Annotated in this window: 16 protein-coding genes and 1 tRNA gene; 8 read left to right on the top strand and 9 right to left on the bottom strand. The window is 65.1% G+C overall.

Annotation, left to right across the window (positions count from 1 at the left end; genetic code table 11):
- Positions 1-6: 6 nt before the first annotated feature.
- The 3 genes from ACMDW7_RS06960 (at position 7) to ACMDW7_RS06950 (ending at position 4,510) form a co-directional block, all read left to right on the top strand.
- A complete protein-coding gene (locus ACMDW7_RS06960; RefSeq protein ID WP_377302056.1) occupies positions 7-252 on the top strand; it encodes a hypothetical protein in 246 nt (81 codons plus the stop codon).
- 33 nt (positions 253-285) lie between these two features.
- Positions 286-1,458, top strand: a complete 1,173-nt coding sequence (locus ACMDW7_RS06955; RefSeq protein ID WP_377302058.1) for a vWA domain-containing protein — start codon at positions 286-288, stop codon at positions 1,456-1,458.
- A gap of 271 nt (positions 1,459-1,729) precedes the next feature.
- On the top strand, positions 1,730-4,510 hold the full coding sequence (locus ACMDW7_RS06950) for a M16 family metallopeptidase (protein WP_377302060.1): 2,781 nt from the start codon (positions 1,730-1,732) through the stop codon (positions 4,508-4,510).
- A 420-nt stretch (positions 4,511-4,930) separates the two neighbouring features.
- Here ACMDW7_RS06950 and ACMDW7_RS06945 read toward each other — a convergent pair whose 3' ends face one another.
- Entirely contained in the window at positions 4,931-8,164 is a 3,234-nt protein-coding gene (locus ACMDW7_RS06945) for an efflux RND transporter permease subunit (protein WP_377302062.1), read from the bottom strand.
- A 13-nt stretch (positions 8,165-8,177) separates the two neighbouring features.
- On the bottom strand, positions 8,178-9,371 hold the full coding sequence (locus ACMDW7_RS06940; protein ID WP_377302064.1) for an efflux RND transporter periplasmic adaptor subunit: 1,194 nt from the start codon (positions 9,369-9,371) through the stop codon (positions 8,178-8,180).
- A 645-nt stretch (positions 9,372-10,016) separates the two neighbouring features.
- Between ACMDW7_RS06940 and ACMDW7_RS06935 the strand changes: the two genes are divergently transcribed.
- Positions 10,017-10,544: a dihydrofolate reductase family protein gene (locus ACMDW7_RS06935; protein WP_377302066.1), complete on the top strand. Its 528-nt coding sequence runs from the start codon at positions 10,017-10,019 to the stop codon at positions 10,542-10,544.
- A gap of 26 nt (positions 10,545-10,570) precedes the next feature.
- Here the strand turns inward: ACMDW7_RS06935 and ACMDW7_RS06930 are convergent, their stop codons facing one another.
- Complete coding sequence (locus ACMDW7_RS06930; RefSeq protein ID WP_377302068.1) at positions 10,571-11,545, bottom strand: NADPH:quinone oxidoreductase family protein; 975 nt, start codon at positions 11,543-11,545, stop codon at positions 10,571-10,573.
- A gap of 137 nt (positions 11,546-11,682) precedes the next feature.
- On the opposite strand from ACMDW7_RS06930, the gene ACMDW7_RS06925 reads away from it, so the two are divergent.
- Positions 11,683-12,945 (top strand): acyl-CoA dehydrogenase family protein, encoded by a 1,263-nt coding sequence (locus ACMDW7_RS06925; protein WP_377302070.1) that lies wholly within the window; start codon positions 11,683-11,685, stop codon positions 12,943-12,945.
- A gap of 40 nt (positions 12,946-12,985) precedes the next feature.
- Positions 12,986-13,681 (top strand): glutathione binding-like protein, encoded by a 696-nt coding sequence (locus ACMDW7_RS06920; protein ID WP_377302072.1) that lies wholly within the window; start codon positions 12,986-12,988, stop codon positions 13,679-13,681.
- Between the two features lie 141 nt (positions 13,682-13,822).
- On the opposite strand, the gene ACMDW7_RS06915 is transcribed toward ACMDW7_RS06920, so the two are convergent.
- The 5 genes from ACMDW7_RS06915 to ACMDW7_RS06895 form a co-directional block, all read right to left on the bottom strand.
- Positions 13,823-14,149 carry a hypothetical protein gene (locus ACMDW7_RS06915; RefSeq protein WP_377302074.1) on the bottom strand — a complete coding sequence of 109 codons (327 nt, stop codon included), beginning with the start codon at positions 14,147-14,149 and terminating at the stop codon, positions 13,823-13,825.
- Between the two features lie 32 nt (positions 14,150-14,181).
- A complete protein-coding gene (gene maiA, locus ACMDW7_RS06910) occupies positions 14,182-14,820 on the bottom strand; it encodes a maleylacetoacetate isomerase (RefSeq protein WP_377302076.1) in 639 nt (212 codons plus the stop codon).
- 16 nt (positions 14,821-14,836) lie between these two features.
- Complete coding sequence (locus ACMDW7_RS06905) at positions 14,837-15,520, bottom strand: fumarylacetoacetate hydrolase family protein (protein ID WP_377302078.1); 684 nt, start codon at positions 15,518-15,520, stop codon at positions 14,837-14,839.
- A gap of 34 nt (positions 15,521-15,554) precedes the next feature.
- The gene (locus ACMDW7_RS06900) at positions 15,555-16,475 is read right to left on the bottom strand and encodes an SDR family NAD(P)-dependent oxidoreductase (RefSeq protein ID WP_377302079.1); all 921 of its coding nucleotides are present in this window, start codon (positions 16,473-16,475) and stop codon (positions 15,555-15,557) included.
- Positions 16,476-16,566: 91 nt separating this feature from the next.
- Positions 16,567-18,216 (bottom strand): ABC transporter permease, encoded by a 1,650-nt coding sequence (locus ACMDW7_RS06895; RefSeq protein WP_377302081.1) that lies wholly within the window; start codon positions 18,214-18,216, stop codon positions 16,567-16,569.
- A gap of 385 nt (positions 18,217-18,601) precedes the next feature.
- On the opposite strand from ACMDW7_RS06895, the gene ACMDW7_RS06890 reads away from it, so the two are divergent.
- Together ACMDW7_RS06890 and ACMDW7_RS06885 are read left to right on the top strand one after the other, a co-directional pair.
- A complete protein-coding gene (locus ACMDW7_RS06890; RefSeq protein ID WP_377302083.1) occupies positions 18,602-19,819 on the top strand; it encodes an ABC transporter ATP-binding protein in 1,218 nt (405 codons plus the stop codon).
- Between the two features lie 67 nt (positions 19,820-19,886).
- Positions 19,887-19,976, top strand: a tRNA-Ser gene (locus tag ACMDW7_RS06885).
- Between the two features lie 73 nt (positions 19,977-20,049).
- Here the strand turns inward: ACMDW7_RS06885 and ACMDW7_RS06880 are convergent.
- Positions 20,050-20,490 (bottom strand): very short patch repair endonuclease, encoded by a 441-nt coding sequence (locus tag ACMDW7_RS06880; protein ID WP_377302085.1) that lies wholly within the window; start codon positions 20,488-20,490, stop codon positions 20,050-20,052.
- Positions 20,491-20,536: the final 46 nt, after the last annotated feature.

Below are 20,536 nucleotides of genomic sequence, written 5' to 3'. Positions count from 1 at the left end.
AAGCCCATGCCACGCCCCGAAGACCGAGAACCCGGCGAGATCTTCTCGCGCAAGACCCAGTGGGGCACGCTGGCGTTCATCGCCATCCTGCTGGGCGGCGGGCCGCTGCTGGCGTGGATTGTGGCGTCGCTGCTGGGTTTGAAGCCGGCTAGCGAGGGCGATGCCATCTGGCACGCGTTGATTCTCGCAGCGGCGCTTGTGGGCGCAGGCTGGTTGGGCAACAAGGTTCGCCGCCGAATTGACGGCACGTGACGCAGCCGCCCGTCGGATCGATACTCGAACATCATGCTCGTCAACTTCTTCTATCACCTCAAGGGCAGCGGCGTGAAGGTCTCCGTCAAGGAGTACCTGCTGCTGCTCGACGCCATGAAGGCCGATGTCATCCAGCCCTCGCTGGACGAGTTCTATTACCTGGCGCGCATGAGCCTGGTGAAGGACGAGAGCCAGTTCGACAAGTTCGACCGTGCGTTCGGCAGCTTCTTCAAGCATGTTTCCGGCCTGTTCGAGCAGGACAAGGAGATTCCACTCGAGTGGCTGATCGCCAAGGCGCTCAAGGAGCTCTCCGAGGAAGAACGCGCAGCGCTGCAGAAGATGAGCTGGAGCGAGCTGATCGACACCTTCAAGAAGCGCCTTGAGGAGCAGAAGGAGCGCCACGAGGGCGGCAGCCGCTGGATCGGCACAGGCGGGACCTCGCCCTTCGGCAACAGTGGCAGCAATCCGCAGGGCATCAAGGTTGGTGGGGGTCCGAAAGGTTCGCGCAGCGCCGTCAAGGTCTGGGACATGCGCAGCTTTCGCGACTATGACGACAGCGTCGAGCTGGGCACGCGCAACATCAAGGTGGCGCTGCGTCGCCTGCGCCGCTTTGCCCGCGAGGGCGCGCATGACGAGCTGGACATGGACGGCACCATCAGCTCGACCGCGAAGAACGCCGGTTGGCTGGACATCCGCATGCGCCCGGAGCGGCACAACACCGTCAAGGTGCTCATGCTGCTGGACGTGGGCGGCACCATGGACGACCACATCGGTCGTGTGGAAGAGCTGTTCTCCGCGGCCAAGAGCGAGTTCAAGCACTTCGAGCACTACTACTTCCACAACTGCATCTACGACCACCTCTGGAAGAGCAACCGCCGACGCAGCGCCGAGCGTTTCTCCACCCTCGATGTGCTGCGCAAGTACCCGCCCGACTACAAGCTCATCATCGTGGGCGATGCCACCATGAGCCCCTACGAGATCCTGCAGGCCGGCGGCAGTGTGGAATACAACAACGATGAACCCGGTGCCGAGTGGGTGCGCCGCTTCGTCAAGACCTACCCGAAGCACGCCTGGCTCAACCCCGAGCCGGAGGGCATCTGGCAATACCGGCAGAGCATCAGCATCCTGCAGCAGCTTGTGGGTGGGAAGATGTACCCCGTCACCCTGGACGGGCTAGAACGAGCGATGCGCGATTTATCCAAGTAACGCCGCGCCAGACACGTCGTAATCTGCCGCTCCCTGCCCGGCTTCGCGCCTGCATTCATGGCATTGGATCCGCCATTCATGCACATGACGGTCGATGCAGCCGCGGCGTCTGCATACACTCGCCGCGTCATGGCGGCGGATTTGGGCTGTGCTCCTGTTCCGGGAACCGGCGCAGCACGGCGCGGTCCGATGCCGGTCGGGGGCAGGTGCTCGAACCTGTGCTCTGCGCCGACCGCCCGTCTGACCACACGCCCCGTAACCCGGAGACACCATGCTCAGAACGATGCTCCTCGCCACGGCACTGACGGCGCTTGCCGCGCCCCTGCTGCCGCTGCATGCGCAAACCAGCGCGCCCACAGCCAAGGCTGCTTCAGCACCTGCCGCCGCACCCGCAGCCCGAACGCCGGCCGCCGCACTCAAGCCCGTCACCTCCGTCGAAGGCATCACCGAGTACCGCCTCCCCAACGGACTGCAGGTCCTGCTCATCCCGGATAACTCCAAGCCCACCGTCACCGTGAACGTGACCTACCGCGTGGGCAGCAAGCACGAGAACTACGGCGAAACCGGCATGGCGCACCTGCTGGAGCACCTGATCTTCAAGGGCACACCGACCAACCCGAACGTCTGGGCCGAGTTCGACAAGCGCGGCTTCCGCGCCAACGGCACCACCTGGACGGACCGGACCAACTACTTCGCCAGCTTCGCCTACAACGAGGACAACCTGCGCTGGTACCTCTCCTGGCAGGCCGATGCCATGGTCAACAGCTTCATCGCCCGCAAGGACCTCGACAGCGAGATGACCGTGGTCCGCAACGAGATGGAGATGGGTGAGAACAACCCCTTCCGCGTGCTGATTGAACGCATGATGTCCACGGCCTACCAGTGGCACAACTACGGCAAGACCACCATCGGCGCCCGGGCGGACGTGGAAAACGTCAACATCGAGCGCCTGCAGGCCTTCTACCGGCTGTACTACCAGCCGGACAACGCCACGCTGATCGTCAGCGGCAAGTTCAACCCGCAGCAGGTGCTCGGCTGGGTGAACCAGTACTTCGGCAAGATCGCAAAACCCAAGCGTGCGCTGCCCAAGCTCTACACGATCGACCCGGCGCAGGACGGCGAACGCAGCGTGACCGTGCGGCGCATCGGCGGCTCACAGGTGCTGATGGCGGCCTACCACGTACCCGCTGCTTCGCACCCGGACTTTGCGGCCGTGTCGATGATCAACCTCATGCTGGGCGACACCCCTTCCGGTCGCCTGCACAAGGCACTGGTGGACGGCCAGCTGGCCGCGCAGACCTTTGCCTTCGGCTTTGATTGGGCGCACCCCACCCTCACCCTGTACGGGGCACAGCTTGCCCCGGGGCAGGATCTTGAAAAGGCTCGCAGCGCGATGCTGGGTGTGCTCGACGGCATTGCCGCCCGCCCCTTCACGGAAGAAGAACTGAACCGCGCCCGCACCACCTGGCTGAAGCAGTGGGATCTGAGCTTCACCGACCCCGAGCGCGTCGGCATCGCCCTGTCCACCGCCATCGCCCTGGGCGACTGGCGCCTGTATTTCCTGAACCGCGACCGCGTGCGCAAGACCACGCTGGCCGACGTACAGCGCGTAGCCACCAGCTACCTGCTGCCGGACAACCGCACCATCGGCGTGTACCTACCCACCGAAAAGCCGGTGCGTGCCCCTGCGCCCGCCTTCGTAGATGTGGCGCCGATGGTGGCCGGCTACAAGGGTGACGCAGCGCTGGCCCAGGCCGAAGCCTTCGACCCCACGCCGGCCAACCTGCAGGCGCGCATGCAGCGCTTTGAGCTGCCCAATGGCATGAAGGTTGCCATCATCCCCAAGGGCACGCGCGGCAATGTGGTTCACGGTGTCATCAGCATGGACTTTTCCGACGAAAAGGCGGCCTTCGGCCTGTTCGAGGTCGGAGCTGCCACCGGCTTCCTGCTCGACAAGGGCACCACGAGCAAGACTCGTCAGCAGGTGCAGGACCGCTTCGACCAGCTCAAGAGCCAGGTGAACTTCTTCGGCTCAGCCACTCGCGCAGGCGCGAACTTCACCACCACGCGCCAGAACCTGCCGGAAGTGATCGCGCTGGCCTCCGAAGTGCTGCGCACGCCCAGCTTCCCGGCCGATGCGCTGGAAGAGTGGCGCCGGATCTCGCTTGCAGGGCTCGAGCAGGCCCGCAAGGACCCTGAAGGCGTTGTAGAGAACTTCATCGCCCGCCACGGCAATCCCTACAAGAAGGGCGACGTGCGCCACGGCCGCACTTTCGATGAAGTGGAAGCGGACATCCGAGCCGTGAAGATCGAAGACGTGCGCGCCTTCCACCAGCGCTTTTACGGCGCCAACAACGGCCAGGTCGGCATCTCCGGCGACGCCGACGTCGCGGCTGTGCGCAAGGCGCTGGAAGCAGGCTTCGGCAACTGGAAGAGCCCGGTGACCTATACCCGTGTACCCAATCCCTTTGTCGCCGTCCCCGCTGTCCGCGAACTGCTTCGCACACCGGACAAGCAGAACGCCTACATGCAGGTGGAGCTGCAACTGCCGCTGACCGACAACGACGCCGACTACGTACCGCTGCTTGTGGCCAATTACCTGCTGGGCGGCAGCGGCAACTCCCGCCTGTGGGTGCGCATCCGCGAGAAGGACGGCCTGTCCTATGGCACGGGCAGCTGGGTGCAGTGGAACAACCACGAACCCAACTCCACCTGGAGCGCCATGGCCATCTTCGCGCCCCAGAACCGCCCCAAGATCGAAGCCGCGTTCCGCGAGGAAGTGGCGCGCGCACTGAAGGACGGCTTCACAGCGACCGAGCTGAAGCAGGCCCAGGAAGGCATCCTCAATGACCGCCGCCTGAACCGCGCGCAGGACCAGGCGATCGCCGGAGGACTGACCAGCCAGCTGCGCCTTGGCCGAGACTTCCGCTTGACTCAGCGCATTGACGAGCAGATCGCCAAGGTCACGCTCGATCAGGTGAACGCCGCGCTGCGCAAGTACATCGAACCGGCCAAGTTCCAGATGGTCTTCGGCGGCGACTTCAAGGAGTGAGCGGGACTGCGGACATTGCCTGCGCACTGTTCGCAGCTAGCGAGCTCCAAGCGGCATGCTCGCCGCGCGGTGAATGGCCGCACAACAACAACGAGAAACAACAAGGGCCGCATCTGCGGCCCTTGTTGCTTTTGGACGCTACCCGAAACGGCTCTCCGCTTGTCTGGTGCTGAGGCAGGGGTTTCGAGACACACTGCGTCTCGCCGGACGAAGGTGGAGCCGGCTGAGGTCAAGCACCGCTTGACCCCGGCGTAACGACGAGCGCTTGAAAGCGCGAGGCTCCACGAGCGCCTGCCAGCGCGAGCCCCCTAAACCACCTTTCCGCTTGCCTGGTGCGCTTCTTCAGGCACTTTGCCCTGAAGAAGCGCATGAAACGGACATCCAGCCCTTCAGGTCCGGGCTACAGCCTCATCCGACGTACTACTCGGCTGCGGCGGGCTCGGCTTCGGGTATCGCGTCTTCCGCAGGCGTTGCGGCCGGCTTCTTCTCACGCACCAGATAGCTGTAGATCACCGGTACCACGACCAGCGTGAGCAGCGTGGAGGTGATCACCCCGCCGATGATGGCGCGGCCCATCGAGCTCTGGATCTCGCCACCCTCGTTCAGCGCCATGGCCAGCGGCAGCATGCCGAACACCATGGCGGCAGTGGTCATCATGATCGGCCGCATGCGGATCTGGCCGGCAGAGAGCAGCGCTTGCTTCATGTCGGCGCCGGCCTTGCGCGCGTGGTTGGCAAAGTCAACCAGCAGGATGGCGTTCTTGGTCACGAGCCCCATGAGCATCACCAGACCGATCATCGAGAACACGTTCAGCGTGGAGCCGGTGACCAGCAGCGCAATCATCACGCCGATGAGCGACAGCGGCAGCGAGGCCATGATCGCGATCGGCTGGATGAAGCTGCCGAACTGGCTGGCCAGCACGATGTAGATGAAGATCACCGCCAGGCCGAGGGCCTGCAGCATGCCCATGAACGCCTCGTTCTGCTCACGCGTCTGACCGCCCACGTCATAGCGGTAGCCCGGCGGCAACTCGAAGGCATCCACGACCTTCTGCACATCGCGGCCCACGTCGCCGCCCGGGCGGCCTTCCACTCCGGCGTAGATGCCCTGGCGCAGTTGCAGATCCTGCCGCTTGATGACTTCAGGATTCTTGACGGGCACCACATCGGCCACACGCGACAGGGTGATGGCCGTGCCGTCCTTGGCGTACATGATCGGCAGCTCGGAAAGCTGCGAGATGTTCTCGCGGCTGTCCTTGGGCAAACGCAGCTGCACTTCGACGTTCTCGCCGCTCGATGTGGTCCAGTAGGTGGCCACATCACCCTGCACGAAGGCGCGCAGGCTGCTGGCGATCTGCGAGGGTGTGAGGTTCAGCTCGCGCGCTGCATCCGGCTTCACGCGCACCGCATAGGCGGGGATGCCGGGCTTCACGCTGGTTTCCAGATCGGTGATGCCCGGAATCTTCTTGATCCGCTCGGACAGCGCGATGGTCAGCTGGTCGATCACCGCCTGATCAGGGCCGAGCACACCGACATAGATCGGCCGGTTCCAGCCCACCGACAGCTCGGTACCCGGAATGACAGACAGGCGCTTGCGGATGTCGGCCTCGACCTCGTTCTGCGTCCGCTTGCGGTCCTTTCGATCCTTCAGCTTGATGTTGATGTTGGCGCTGTTGCGGCCGGTATCCGTGCCCACGTAGGTGCTCATGCTCTGGATCTCGGGCACCTGACGCACGATCTCCTCAAGCTGCTGGACCTTCTGATTGGCACGCTCCAGACTCGTGCCCACCGGCATGCGGATGTTGATGTTGGTGAAACCCTGGTCAGTCTGCGGAATGAACTCCGTGCCCACCACCGGCGCAAGCATGAAGGCGCCCACCAGGCTCATGGCACCGATCCACAGGATCACGCCGCGCGGCGTGATCGTGGCAAGACGAAGGCGCCGCGGCTGTGAAGCATCCTTCACTCCATCAACCACCGGGCGAGCCCACACGGGAACGCCCAGCACGCGCAGGTAGCCGCGCTTGGGCAGCCAGAAGGGAATGTGCGGCACGAAGCGCTTGCGCGAGAAGATCCACTCGATCAACCCGCCGTACCAGCGGTGCAGGGCATCCATGGCGCGGTCCGTGGCGCGCAGCATGTGGCCGATGACAGGCATGTGCTCCACGCGGTTGCTCGGCGGGTCCTTCCAGACGGCCGAGAGCATCGGGTCAAGCGTGAAGCTGACAAACAGGCTCACCAGCACCGCCACGGCCACCGTGATGCCGAAGGGGAAGAAGAACTTGCCGATGATGCCGCTCATGAAGGCGATCGGTACGAACACCGCGCAGATCGCAAAGGTGGTGGCCATCACGGCCAGACCGATTTCCTGTGTGCCTTCGAGGGAGGCCGTATGGTGGTCCTTGCCGAGATGGATGTGCCGCACAATGTTCTCTCGCACCACGATCGCATCATCGATCAGCAGGCCGATGCACAAGGACAGCGCCATCATGGTCATGAAGTTCAGCGAGAAGCCGCAGGCATAGACCGCGATGAAGGACGCCATGACCGACACCGGCAGCGTGAGCCCCGTGATGATGGTGCTGCGCCAGCTCTTCAGGAACAGGAAGACGATCGCCACGGTGAGCAGGGCACCTTCGATCAGCGTGCGCTTCACGCCGTTGAGCGAGTCCTTGACCCAGTCGCTGTTGGCATAGAGCACTTCGAGTTCGATACCCGGCGGCAGCGCCTTCTTGAGCTCGGCCACGGCTTCCTTCACGCCCTCGCCAGTCTCGACGATGTTGGCGTCCTGCATCTTGAAGATGTTGACCGTGACGGCGGGCTTGCCGTCGATGCGGCTCATCGACATCTGCTCACGCTCGGTCTCCACGACGCGGCCGATGTCGCCCAGGGTCAGGGTCATGTTGGCGTTGCGCATGACCGGAATGTCCGCCAGCGCCTTGGGGTCGCGGGTCTTGCCCTCGACGCGCACGATCGCCTCGCCCGTGGCGTTGGTCAGCAGACCCACCGGAAAGTCCGCATTGGCAGCACGCAGCGCCTCGCTCACCTGCGCCGGCGTAATGCCGTAGCTCTTCAGGCGCACCGGGTCCAACTGCACCACCACCTGGCGCGAGGCCAGGCCCCAGGCGTCCACTCGGGCCACGCCGCCGACGCGCTGCAGGCGCTTGACCACAGTCTGGTCCGCGATCATCGAGAGTTCGCGGATGCCGCGGTCTGCGCTCTTGAGGTTGAGCACCGTGATCGGCGAGGAGTTGTCGTTGTTCCAGCGCCAGACGGTGGGCGCCTTCACATCGCGGTTGAAGCCACTCGCCACGCCGGCTACGCGGTCGCGGATCTCCTGCACCGCGCGGTTCATGTCGGTGTTCAAGGTGAACTCGACATTGACGCCGCTCTGCCCTTCCCAGCTGTTGGACATGATGCGCTTGACGCCCGCGATGCCGTTCACCGCCTCCTCGATCGGGCGGGTGACTTCCTGCATCACAGCCTCGGGCGATGCGCCGGGGTAGCGGGTCTCGATGTAGGCACCGGGTGGCGACACGTCGGGCATCTGCTCCACCGGCAGACGCTGGTAGGCAAACAGGCCCAGCACCATCAGCGCCACCATCATCATGGTGGCAAAGACGGGGTTCTGGATGCTGACTTTGGTGATGACCATCGTGGCGCTCCGATCAGCTCTTCTTGTCTGTCGCCGCGGCTGGCGCCGGTGATGCGACCGCTGGAACCGGAGCCTTGTCACCCACACTCGCGCCCGGCTTGAGCACCGCCACTTCACTGCCTTCCTTCAGGCCGTCAAAGCGCTGGGCCAGTATGGTGGCTTCCTTGGGCAGACCGGAGAGCACTTCCACGCGGCCGCTGGCGGCATCCTTGCGGCCGGTGGTCACGATGCGGCGCGTGAGCTTGCTGTTTTCCACAGTCCACACGTAGTCCTGCCCGCTGAGCGTGAACACGGCCACGGTGGGGATCGTCATGGTCGGCGGCGTGTCCGCCACGTTGACCGACGCCACCGAGAACTGCCCGGCCTTCAGCGTCTCGCTGGGGTTCTCCAGGCGCACGAACACGCCGATGGAGCGCGTGCCGCTTTCCGCTGCCGGCGCGATGCGGCTGATCTTGGCGTCCAGCGGCTTGTCGATGCCTTCCACCTTCACCGACACTGGCATGCCCACCTTCAGGCGCGAGACTTCGTGCGTACCGACTGCGCCGGCAATCTCCAGCACGCGCAGATCGACGATGGTGACCACCGGCTGATCGAACGCGAGCTTCTCGCCCGCAACCACATGCCGCTTGCTCACGATGCCGTCGATCGGCGCGGTCAGAGCCGCATCACGCAGCTGCACCTTGCTGCCGGTCAGCAGGGCCTCGGCTGAACGGACCGCGGCGCGCGCGCTCTCCAGCGAGGACTTGCTGGCCTCCAGCGCCGTGGAGCTGATGAAGTTCTGCGAGGCCAGACGCTCGTTATTGGCGTGGGTGCGCTCGGCGTTGGCCAGCTGGGCGCGGGCCGAAGCCAGGTTGGCCTGTCGATCATCCACGCGGGACAGGGCATCCGCCAGGTCCAGTCGGCCCAGCTGCTGCCCGGCACGGACGCGCTGCCCCTCGGCCACATCCAGGCTCACCAGCGCCGCGGCTGCCTTGCTGCGCACTGTTGCGCTGTGTACCGCGGACAGCGGGCCGCTGAATTCCACCAGCTCGGGCAGCACCATCAGCTTGGGCTGGGTGACTTCCTGGGCCGTGAAGCGCAGCGCCTTGTCTTCCTTGGGCGTGGCTGCAGCATCGCCGCCGCCCTTGTTGCACCCCGCCAGACCGACACTCAGGGCAATGGCCAGAACCACGACCATGGGTTTGAAGAGAGGACGACGCAGTTTCATGATGCTCCCCGCGGATGAATTCGTTATGGACGCAGTCTGGCAATTGCGCCAGCTCTGCAGCAGGCTGAACTCTACGGAGTGCAGATGACCGTTTCAGCGCAACTGCGACGAACTGCAGAAACGCGGGGCTCAAATGCGCATAGCCAGCCTCAGCAACGGGAACTTGTGGGCGCGTCGCCTCTACAGCGCGCGATGTAGCGTGATAGCTCGCTGAATCGACATCGAGCATTCATGCGCTTCTTCAGACCAAAATGCCTGAAGAGCCGCACCAGACAGGCGGGAACGCCCACGGGAGCATCTAGAAGCTGCCGCGAGCGGGCCGAGTTGCGTATGAGAGGTCGGCAGGCAGAGCACGGCGTTTCGAGGCGCATGCGCCCCGACGTGCGAAGAGGTGAGGCTTGCAAGCCTCACCCCCACCTTGCAAGGCGCGCGTTGGAGCGCAGACAGTACGAGTAGTAGGGCGACGCGTGTGCGTGCATTCTGGAGCACGCAAATTGGGCCGCGCAGTAGGTTTCTAGAAGTTCCCTCGCCCCCGATCCCTGGGGACAGGAGTACTTAGCAAGCTGCTGGTCTGCTGACAGCTTCTGACAGGAGCCCAGCCGCAGACTGCCGTATTCGCCGGCCCCACCGCCACGCCATTGCGCCATGCCCAATCACGTCTACATCGCCACCAGCCTGGACAACTACATCGCCGACCGGCACGGCAGCCTGCAGTGGCTGTTCGATGTACCGAATCCGACCGGCAGCGACTACGGCTACGCCGACTTCATGGCCGGCATCGATGCCGTGGTGATGGGCAGCGGGACCTACGAGGTCGTGCTCGGCTTTGACGCCTGGCCCTATGAAAAGCCCTGCTACGTGGTCTCCAGCCGCCACCGCAGCGCGCCGCCCAGGATGACGGGCGAAGTGCACTTCCTTTCTGGCACCCCGGCAGAGATCGTGGCGGCAGCCCACGCCCGTGGCCACCACTCGCTCTATATCGACGGCGGCAAGCTCATCACCAGCTTCCTGCGCGCAGATCTGATTGATGAGCTGACCCTGAGCCGCGTGCCCGTATTGCTGGGCGGCGGCAGCCCGCTGTTTAGCGGGCTGGACGAGATGCTCAAGTTCGAGCACTTGGGCACCGAGGTGTTCGGCGCGCTGATTAAGAGCCGGTACCGGCGCGTGCGCTGACAGGGCAGCGCAGGCCGGATCAACCCTCAGGGCTTGATCACGATCTTGCCCACCACCTTCCGGGCGGCCATGTCGGCCAGCGCTTGGGGTGCTTCATCCAGGGAATAGGTCTTTGAAATCAGGGGCTTGAGCTTGCCCTCGCGCATCCAGCCCATCATTTCCATCATGCCGGCCAGGTTCGCCTTGGGCTCTCGCTTGGCGAATTCGCCCCAGAACACGCCCACCAGGCTCGCGCCCTTGAGCAGGGGGAGGTTCAGCGGCAGGTTGGGAATGTCGCCGGCCGCAAAACCCACCACCAGATAGCGGCCACGCCAGGCCATCGAGCGGAATGCGGGCTCGGCGTACTTGCCGCCCACGGCGTCATAGATCACGTCCGGGCCCTTGCCACCTGTGAGGGCCTTGATTCGTTCGCGCAGGTCTTCGCTGTCGTAATTGATGGTCTCGTCCGCGCCATGCTGGCGGCACACGGCCAGCTTCTCGTCGCTGCCGGCGCAGGCGATCACGCGCGCGCCAATGGCCTTGCCGATCTCCACGGCCGCCAGGCCCACGCCGCCGGCCGCGCCGAGCACAAGCATGGTTTCGCCGGCCTTGAGCGCCGCGCGGTCGCGGACGGCGTGCCAGCTGGTGCCATAGGCCAGGCTGAACGCGGCGGCCAGCTCAAAGGGCACGCCGGGCGGCATGGGCATGACCAGTTCGGCCTTCACGCTCACGGCCTGGGCAAAGCCGCCCAAGCCGGCGAAGGCAATGACCGAGTCGCCCGGCTTCACATGGCTCACGCCCTCGCCCACGGCGCGCACCACGCCGGCAATCTCCGCGCCCGGCGTGAAGGGCAGCGGTGGCTGCATCTGGTACTTCTTCTGGATGATGAGCACGTCCGGGAAATTCACCCCGGCGGCCTGGATGTCGATGAGCACCTCGCCCGCACCCGCCACCGGGTCCGGCACGTCCTTGACCTCCAGCAGCTCCGGGCCGCCCCATTGACTGCAGATGACTGCGCGCATGCTCTGTCTCCTCGATCTTGTGCAAGCTGTGGTTCGCTCGACTGACCGGGCAAGTTATCACGAACGATCGTTCGCTTCTGTGGTGAATCCCGCTACGCTCTGCCGCTCAAGAAGACCCGATCCCGGAGACAGGCGCAATGCAATTCGACTACTCCCCGCGCTGCCAGGCGCTGCGCGAAAAGCTGCTCGCGTTCATGGACGAGCACATCTACCCCAACGAAAAGCGCTTCCACGAGGAAGTCGAGGCCAACCGCGCCGCCGGCAACGCCTGGGTGCCCACCAAGCTCATTGAGGAGCTCAAACCCAAGGCACGCGCCGCCGGCCTGTGGAACCTCTTCCTGCCCAAGAGCGAGCGGGTGCCCGAGGGCCTGTCCAATCTGGACTACGCGCCGCTATGCGAGATCATGGGCCGCGTGACCTGGGCGCCCGAGGTCTTCAACTGCAGCGCGCCGGACACCGGCAATATGGAAACCCTGGAGCGCTACGCCGCCGAGCATCTCAAGCGCCAGTGGCTGGACCCCCTACTCAATGGCGACTTCCGCAGCGCCTTTGCCATGACCGAGCCGGCCGTGGCCTCCAGCGACGCCACGAACATCGAAAGCCGCATCGAACGCGAGGGTGACCATTACCTCATCAACGGCCACAAGTGGTGGATCAGCGGCGCGGGCGATCCGCGGTGCAAGGTCTATATCTTCATGGGCAAGACCAACCCGGATGCCGGCAAGCACGAGCAGCAGAGCATGATCGTGGTGCCCGCGGACACGCCGGGCATCACCGTCAAGCGCCCGCTGAACGTGTTCGGCTATGACGATGCGCCGCACGGACACTGCGAGATTCTGTTCAAGAACGTGCGGGTCCCGGTGGACAACATCCTGCTCGGTGAAGGTCGTGGCTTCGAGATTGCCCAGGGCCGCCTGGGGCCGGGCCGCATCCACCACTGCATGCGGCTGATCGGCGTGGCCGAGCGTGCACTCGAACTCATGTGCCAGCGCTTGAGCAGCCGCGTCGCCTTCGGCAAGCCGATCGCCAACCAGAGCATCTGGCACGAGCGTATTGCCGAGGCACGCTGCATGATCGACCAGGCCCGCCTGCTCACCCTCAAGGCCGCCTGGATGATGGACACCGTGGGCAACAAGGTGGCCAAGACCGAGATTGCGATGATCAAGGTCGTGGCACCGAATGTGGCCTGCAAGGTGGTGGACATGGCCATCCAGGCCTTTGGTGGCGGCGGCGTGTCGGATGACTACCCGCTGGCCTACCTGTATGCCAGCAGCCGTACCCTGCGCCTGGCCGACGGCCCGGACGAGGTGCACCGCAACGCCATTGCCAAGTGGGAGATCGCCCGCCACCTGAAGCTGCCCGAAGACCTGCGCGCCGTGCCGATCACGCGCGGCAGCTGAGCCCGCACACCGCACCGTTGACCGAACTGGAGAACTCACCATGACCATTCAGTGCTACAGCTGGCCCACACCCAACGGCCACAAGGTCCACATCATGCTGGAGGAATGCGCCCTGCCCTACGAGGCGATCCCGATCGATATCGGCGCGGGCGAGCAATTCGCACCTGCCTTTCTGAAGATCAGCCCGAACAACAAGATCCCCGCCATCGTCGACCCCGACGGGCCGGACGGCAAACCGATCAGCCTGTTCGAGAGCGGCGCCATCCTGCTCTATCTCGCAGGAAAGACCGGCCAGTTCCTGCCCAAGGACACCGCGGGCAAATACAGGGTCATGGAATGGCTGATGTGGCAGGTCGGCGGCTTCGGCCCCATGCTCGGTCAGGCGCATCACTTCCGTATCTACGCGCCCGAGCGCATCCAATACGCCTACGACCGCTACACCAACGAGGCCAAGCGCCTGTACGGCGTGCTGGACAAGCAGCTCGGCAAACACGAGTTCGTCGCCGGCAAGCAGTACACGATTGCCGACATGGCCATCTTCCCGTGGTGCCGCTCAGCGGCGAATCAGGGCATCGACTGGGCCGACTTCCCCAACGCCAAGCGCTGGTTTGACGCCATCGAAGCCCGCCCGGCCGTGCAGCGCGGCGTGCAGGTGCTCGCCGATCGCCGCAAGCCGCTCATGGACGACAAGGCCAAGCAGGCGCTGTTTGGGACGCAGCAGTATCAGAAGCGATAGAAGCTGTCCGGAATCAATTCATTTCCTGAACCGCACGCTGCTTCTCCGCTTGCTGCATAAGGATTTCGGCGGAATCAGAAGCGGAGACAACGTGTCCGAATGTGATGCAGTATGCATTTATTTTGGCTCGCCGCGTGTCAGCTATTCGCGCGGCGCGGACCTGCGGTCCATTTCAAGAAGCAGTTCGATCGCAGCATCCAGCCGCTTGATCGCCCTCGCCTGATGCATTAGGCAAGTACCGAGCCCGACAGTCATCGAGCCGATTGCAATCGTGAGACCACGGGAAAGGCCGTCACGTAGCGCAAGCCAGAAGACAAGCAGGAAAAGAGCTGCGGTGAATATCTCGATCCAGAGAGGCACTGGCCGACCCTGCCCCCGCAGCAAACGAAGGATCTCAACACGGCGGCGCGTTTGCGCTGTGATCTCGGCTGCGCCTACAGGCTCAGCTGCCGAATCGTCCGGAGTCATGACCATCCTCCTCAGTGGTGGGTTGCGCCGAACTACTCCGCATCCGGCTGCGCTGCCGGTGCCGCCTCTGCAAAAGCCTTCAGGCCCGTGCAGTGCGCCACGATCCGCGCCAGCGTCGGGCAGCCGGAGAGATCGGTCTCGAAGCGCTGGGCGTTGAACCACTGCGGCACGAGGCAGACATCGGCCAGGGTCGGCGTGTCGCCGTATACGCAGTGGCCCACGCGGGGGTCGCTGGCCAGCTGCTTCTCGAGCAGTTCCAGGCCGTTCTTGCACCAGTGGCGGTACCAGTCGTTCTTGGCGTCTTCGCCGCCCAGACGCTTGACCTCGCGCAGTACGCGCAGGTTGTTCAGCGGGTGAATCTCGCAAGCGATTGACAACGCGACGCCGCGGACATAGGCGCGGTCTGCCGGCGCCTTGGGCAGGAGCGCGGGCTCTGGGTGCGCTTCTTCCAGGTATTCGATGATGGCCAGGGACTGCGTGATGCTGGCCGGGCCGTCTTCAAGCAGCGGGATGAGCCCGTGCGGGTTGCGGGCCAGGTACTCGGGCTTGAGCTGCTCGCCGCCCTCCTTGACGAGATGCACAGGCACGTAGTCGTAAGCCAAGCCCTTGAGGTTCAGGGCGATCCGTACACGAAACGATGCGCTGGAGCGGAAGTAGCTGTAGAGCTTCATGGGCAGGCAGGTCGAATCAGGTGATATGTACGGTGATGGGCGACAGGCCCTGCACCCGGGCGGTCATGACGTCACCCTTGACCACGGGTCCGACGCCCTCAGGCGTGCCCGTGAAGATGAGATCGCCCTGCTTGAGCACGAAGAGTTCAGACAAGTGCGCAATGATCTCGGCCACGGTCCAGATCATCTTGCTGACGTCACTGCTCTGCTTGGTACTTCCATTGACGGCGAGTTCGATGGCGCCTGCAGTCATCAACTCGCTGGCCCGATGAATGCGGCCAATGGGCGCCGAATGGTCAAAGGCCTTGCCGGTGTCCCAGGGGCGGCCCTGCTTCTTGGCCTCGCCCTGCAGATCACGACGCGTCATGTCCAGGCCCACTGCATAGCCGAAGATGTGCGAGAGCGCCTGCTCCGGCTTGATGTGCGTGCCGCCATGGCCGATGGCCACGACCAGCTCGCACTCGTAGTGCAGGTTGCTGGTGGCCAGGGCGTAGGGCAGTTTGGCCTCGGGGTCGGCCACCACGATGGCATCGGCCGGCTTGCAGAAGAAGAACGGCGCCTCGCGGCCGCTGTGGCCCATCTCGATAGCGTGCTCGGCATAGTTGCGGCCCACGCAGTAGATGCGGTTGACCGGGAACAGGCCACCGCCCTCCACGGGCACGGCAGGCACCGGATGCGGTTCAAAGACGTAGGCGCGCATGGGGTCTCCTCGTTCTTGTTATGCGCAAGGCGGCTCAAAGGATCGGCTCGGTGTTGAACACGTCGCGGTCGGTCTCCAGCGGCGTGAAGAAGGCAGCCAGCTTGTTGAGCACGAGATCGCTCATCTCGTCGGCGTCCAGAATGCCGGCGCCGCCGAACACGCGCTCCACCGGGCGCGGCTGGGTGAACAGGAAGATCTCGCGGGCACGCACCGCAAACAACTGGCCGGTCACGCTGGCGGCCTCGCTGCTCACAAGCCATGCCGCCAGATTGGCGGCAAAGCTGGGGTTGATTCGGCTGGCCTGGGTCTTGTAGCGGCGCTCACTGTCATTGACGGGTTCAAAGGCCAGGTCACTGCGCGAGCCCACGAAGGGCACCAGGGCATTACAGGTGATGCGCGAGGCGCGCAGGTCCAGCGCCGCGGCGCGCGTCAGGCCCATGACAGCGGCCGCGCAGGTGCTCTGTGCAAGGGCGTTGCGCCGGCCGTAGATGCCGGCGCTCGACACCAGATTGAGCACGGCGCCGGGCACGCGGCCGGCCTCGCGCTGGCGCTTCATCACGGGCACAGCGGCATGCAGCATGCGCTGTGTGGCGGTCAGGCCGTTGGCCAGCACCGCATCAAAGTCGTCTGCGCTGCCCTCGCCCAGCGCATGGTTGCGCACCACGCTGGCCGCGTTGATGACGATGTCGATGGCGCCGAAGCGCTGCACGGCCAGGTCCACGGCCTCCTGCGCCACGCCGGGCTCGAGCACGGAGCGGGCGATGGCCTCGCCCTTGCAGCGTTCCGCCGCAGCCTCGCAGGCGGTGGGGTCTTCGGGGCTGCCGTCGAGGGCGCAGCCGTTGTCCACGATCAGCACGTGCGCGCCGTGCATGGAGAGCGTTTGCGCAATTGAAAACCCGACGCCGCGCGCCCCGCCGGTGACGATGGCGACGCGGTTGTCCAGCAGTTCACTCATGGATGCTCCCTCGCTTGGGCGCACCTGGCGCCGGCCGCAGTCTGTGTACTTGCAGATGCGCCCAACGGCAGCCCAGCGGCTGCGGGGCACATCAGGCGTCGCGCTGCATGACGCGAGACAACAATACCAGCGGGATCAGCCCGAGCGCGACGATGGCCAGCGAGGGCAGCGCGGCCTCGGCCAGGCGTTCGTCCTTGGCAAGGTTCTGGGCAATGACGGCCAGGGTGTCGAAGTTGAAGGGCCGCAGCATCAGCGTGGCCGGCAGCTCCTTCATCACGTCGATGAGCACCAGCAGCCAGGCCACGGCCAGCGGCCGGCGCAGCATGGGTAGGTGCACATCCACCAGCAGGCGCCAGCGGCTGGCGCCCAGGGTGCGCGCGGCCATGTCCAGATTGGGCGTGATGCGTGCCAGCCCGGTGTCGATGCCGCCGTAGGCCACTGCAAAGAAGCGCAGCACGTAGGCGTACAGCACGCCGCCCAGGGTGCCGATGAAAATCAGCCCGGTCCAGCCCATGCGTTCGGCCAGCATGCGGTCGGCGGTGCCCAACGGCCAGAGCACCGCCAAGGCAATCACCGCACCCGGCACGGCATAGCCAAAACTGAGCAGCCCGGCGGTGGTGTTGAGCAGGCGCGAGCCGGCGACCCGCTTGGCATAGGCCAGCAGAAGAGCAATGGCCAGCGTGAGCGTGGCGCCCAGCACACCCAGGCGCAGGGTGTTCCAGCTCCAGCCCCAGAAGCGGTCGAGCTGGGTGGTCCACTCCGGCTCGCGCAGCATCATCCAGCCCAGACCCAGCACCGGCAGCACAAAGCCGAGCAGCACCGGCAGAGCACAGAGCAGCGTAGCCAGCCAGGCGCGGCTGGCTGTCAAGGGATGACGGCGCATGGGCCGCGCCACGCGCGAACCCGCATGGCTGATGCCCTGGCGTGCGCGCCGCTCCATCCAGAACAGCAGCCCCACGAACGCCAGCAGCACCAGTGCGAGGAGCAAGGCCGCCGGGCGGTCCCCCAAAGCGAACCAGGCGTTGTAGATGGCGGCCGAAAAAGTCCGCAGACCGAAGTAATAGGTGGCGCCCACGTCGGCCAGCGTCTCCATCACCACCAGCGCCGCACCGGCCGCCACGGCCGGCCGCGCCATGGGCAGCGCCACGCGCCAGAACACCTGTGAGGCTTTCACGCCAAGGAGGCGGCTGCTTTCCACGAGCGAGGCCGGCAAATCGGCAAAGGCCGCGCGCGCCAGCAGATAGACATACGGATACAGCACCAGTGAGAACAGCACCACAGCACCGGGCAGCGAGCGCACCTCGGGCAGGCGCCAGCTCAGCCCCAAGTCCAGGCGCATGAAGCGCTGGATGGGCCCGGAGAACTGCAGCAGATCGGTATAGGCGTAGGCAATCACGTAGGTCGGCATGGCCAGCGGCAGCACCAGCAGCCAGCCAAGCACCGCGCGGCCGGGAAATGCATAGCGCTCCACCAGCCACGCGCAGCCCGCGCCGATGAACACCGCCCCCGCCAGCGTGCCGCCGGCAAGCACGGCCGAGGTCACCAGCGCGTCCGGCAGCACCGTGGCAAACAGGTGCCACAAGCTGCCGGAGGCCAGCCCCTGCAGGCCCAGCAACAGCAAGGCGACCATGGGCAGCAGCAGCAGGCCGCCCAAGGCCAGCGCCGCCCAGCGCAGCACAAGCCCCTGGCCTGCGGCGGCAGGCGCAGCAGCCTGGGGCGAGGTGCTCACGCTGAGGGTCATGTCGGGATGTGGATCAGGAATTCACTACAAATTCGGACACAAGCAAGGCGATAAATCAATGATTGAAGATTGGCTTTTAACATGCGTAAACCGGCATTTAGACGTATTAAAAAGTATCGATTTCAGCCAAATTGAGCCCAGAGGAGGCCATTGAACCTCGCCGGTACTGCCGACCCGCGCCCCGGCGCATCCAGCCATTGGGCGAATGCGCCGCTGATCAGACCACACGCGCCCGCAGCGCTGCGGCAAGCGCGAGAGCGCTCAACACCACTGCACGATCTGGATCAATCCGCGTCGCCCTGGCACACCCTAACTTGAGCACGGTCGCGTCGCCGGGCACTAAGATGCGAACAATTCTCAAACTCAACCAGCTTCACAGTTTGCCATGCAGATGCAGCAACGCACGGAGTTCGAAGGCCACACCAGCGCGGGCGCGCCGGCCGGCCTGCGCGCCCTGCCTGCAGGCGCTGCACCGGCCCTGAGCTCGCCGCTGCCGGGCACGCGCGCACATGCCGCGGCCGCGCCGGCCCACCCCGGCTTCCTGACGCTGGAGGCCGTGGGCCTGCGCTACCCCGGCCAGCGCGACAGCCTGCTCGCCGGCGTGTCCTTTTCATTGGCGCAGGGCGAGATCGGCTGCCTGCTTGGCCCCTCGGGCTGCGGCAAGTCCAGCCTGCTGCGCGCCATTGCCGGCTTCATGCCCCTGCAGGCCGGGCGCATCGCACTCAACGGACGCGTGCTGAGCGGCGACGGCGCGATGGTGCTGCCCAACGAGCGCGGCGTAGGCATGGTGTTCCAGGACTTTGCGCTCTTCCCGCACCTGAACGTGGCGCAGAACATCGGCTTCGGCCTGAAGGCCCTGCCTGCAGCAGAGCGCGATCAGCGTGTGGCCGAGCTGCTGCAGCTGGCGGACCTGGGCGCATTGGCCGCGCGCTATCCGCACGAGATTTCGGGCGGCCAGCAGCAGCGTGTGGCACTCGCCCGCGCACTCGCTCCGCGCCCCGCACTCATGCTGCTGGATGAACCGTTTTCCAGCCTGGATGTGGACCTGCGCGAACGCCTGTCGAGCGAGGTACGCGCACTGCTCAAGGCCACCGGCACCACCGCCATCCTCGTCACGCACGACCAGCACGAGGCCTTCGCCATGGCGGACCGCCTCGGCGTGATTCACGGCGGGCAGCTGCTCCAGTGGGACAGCCCCTACAACCTGTATCACCAGCCGGCCACGCGCGTGGTGGCTGACTTCGTGGGCGAAGGCGCCTTCGTACCCGGCGAGCTGCACCAACCTGCCGACCACGGCCACGACCATGTACTGATTGAACTGGGCTGGATCACGCCGCCCGACAAGTGCAACCACCCGCACCTGCCACCGCGCCACGTGGACGTGCTGCTGCGCCCCGATGATGTGGTGCATGACGACCACGCAGCGCTTCAGGCCACCATCGTGCGCAAGGCCTTCCGCGGCGCTGAATTCATGTACACCCTGCGCCTGCCCAGCGGCCGAGAGATACTCACCCTGGTACCCAGCCACCACGACCACGCCATCGGCGAAGCCATCGGCATCCGCCTGCAGGCTGACCACGTTGTCTGGTTCGATCGCAGCTGAACGCCTGTCAGCCGCCAGCCGGAGCGCCGGAACTGCTCTGATACACTAGAGGGCTGACGACCGAGCCGGAGAGGTGGCAGAGTGGTCGAATGTACCTGACTCGAAATCAGGCGTACGGGCAACCGTACCGAGGGTTCGAATCCCTCCCTCTCCGCCAGCTGCATACCCAAGCCCTTGATTTTCAAGGGCTTTTTTGTTTCCCCGATCGCTAACCCCCGGCCCTACCCACGTCAGTCGCAAGCTGCTGAAGGTGTACCTGGAGTGCCCGCCCGGATCAGCCAGAACAGGTCGATCAGTCCACGTTCATCGGCGAGTTCACACTCCCAGACGACGAACACCCGCCAACCCCGGATCACAAGCAGGCGCTGGACCTCGCCGTCACGCTCGATGTTTCGCGCGAACTTCCGTTGCCAGAAATCCGAGTTTGTTGCCGGCGTGGTGCAGCGTGCGCAGCCTTGATGCCGGTGCCAGAAGCACCCATGGACAAACACCACGGCACGATGCCTCGGCAGCACAATGTCCGGCCTGCCCGGCAAACCGCATCCACCCAACCTGAATCGCAGACCCATGCGATGCAGCGCTCTCCGCACAAGCAACTCGGGGGCCGTGTCCTTGCCGCGGATCGCCCCCATCATGCGTGAGCGTGTATGCGGGTCAACGACGTCCACCATCTCGATGCCTCTCTTGCCGCCCGCTCCCGATCCTCGCGCATTGGGC

The sequence above is a fragment of the Piscinibacterium candidicorallinum genome, from assembly GCF_047549485.1.
Taxonomy (GTDB): Bacteria; Pseudomonadota; Gammaproteobacteria; order Burkholderiales; family Burkholderiaceae_C; genus Piscinibacterium; species Piscinibacterium candidicorallinum.
The sequence above is the reverse complement of the archived record's forward strand: the minus strand, read 5'-3'. Positions and strand labels throughout refer to the sequence as shown.

What these genes read in the sequence shown, in the direction of transcription:
- ACMDW7_RS06880 (WP_377302085.1), bottom strand. Translation starts at nt 20,490, where the DNA reads ATGGTGGACGTCGTTGACCCGCATACACGCTCACGCATGATGGGGGCG.
- ACMDW7_RS06890 (WP_377302083.1), top strand. Translation starts at nt 18,602, where the DNA reads ATGCAGATGCAGCAACGCACGGAGTTCGAAGGCCACACCAGCGCGGGC.
- maiA (WP_377302076.1), bottom strand. Translation starts at nt 14,820, where the DNA reads ATGAAGCTCTACAGCTACTTCCGCTCCAGCGCATCGTTTCGTGTACGG.
- ACMDW7_RS06955 (WP_377302058.1), top strand. Translation starts at nt 286, where the DNA reads ATGCTCGTCAACTTCTTCTATCACCTCAAGGGCAGCGGCGTGAAGGTC.
- ACMDW7_RS06930 (WP_377302068.1), bottom strand. Translation starts at nt 11,545, where the DNA reads ATGCGCGCAGTCATCTGCAGTCAATGGGGCGGCCCGGAGCTGCTGGAG.
- ACMDW7_RS06900 (WP_377302079.1), bottom strand. Translation starts at nt 16,475, where the DNA reads ATGAGTGAACTGCTGGACAACCGCGTCGCCATCGTCACCGGCGGGGCG.
- ACMDW7_RS06920 (WP_377302072.1), top strand. Translation starts at nt 12,986, where the DNA reads ATGACCATTCAGTGCTACAGCTGGCCCACACCCAACGGCCACAAGGTC.
- ACMDW7_RS06945 (WP_377302062.1), bottom strand. Translation starts at nt 8,164, where the DNA reads ATGGTCATCACCAAAGTCAGCATCCAGAACCCCGTCTTTGCCACCATG.
- ACMDW7_RS06905 (WP_377302078.1), bottom strand. Translation starts at nt 15,520, where the DNA reads ATGCGCGCCTACGTCTTTGAACCGCATCCGGTGCCTGCCGTGCCCGTG.
- ACMDW7_RS06915 (WP_377302074.1), bottom strand. Translation starts at nt 14,149, where the DNA reads ATGACTCCGGACGATTCGGCAGCTGAGCCTGTAGGCGCAGCCGAGATC.
- ACMDW7_RS06925 (WP_377302070.1), top strand. Translation starts at nt 11,683, where the DNA reads ATGCAATTCGACTACTCCCCGCGCTGCCAGGCGCTGCGCGAAAAGCTG.
- ACMDW7_RS06935 (WP_377302066.1), top strand. Translation starts at nt 10,017, where the DNA reads ATGCCCAATCACGTCTACATCGCCACCAGCCTGGACAACTACATCGCC.
- ACMDW7_RS06895 (WP_377302081.1), bottom strand. Translation starts at nt 18,216, where the DNA reads ATGACCCTCAGCGTGAGCACCTCGCCCCAGGCTGCTGCGCCTGCCGCC.
- ACMDW7_RS06950 (WP_377302060.1), top strand. Translation starts at nt 1,730, where the DNA reads ATGCTCAGAACGATGCTCCTCGCCACGGCACTGACGGCGCTTGCCGCG.
- ACMDW7_RS06960 (WP_377302056.1), top strand. Translation starts at nt 7, where the DNA reads ATGCCACGCCCCGAAGACCGAGAACCCGGCGAGATCTTCTCGCGCAAG.
- ACMDW7_RS06940 (WP_377302064.1), bottom strand. Translation starts at nt 9,371, where the DNA reads ATGAAACTGCGTCGTCCTCTCTTCAAACCCATGGTCGTGGTTCTGGCC.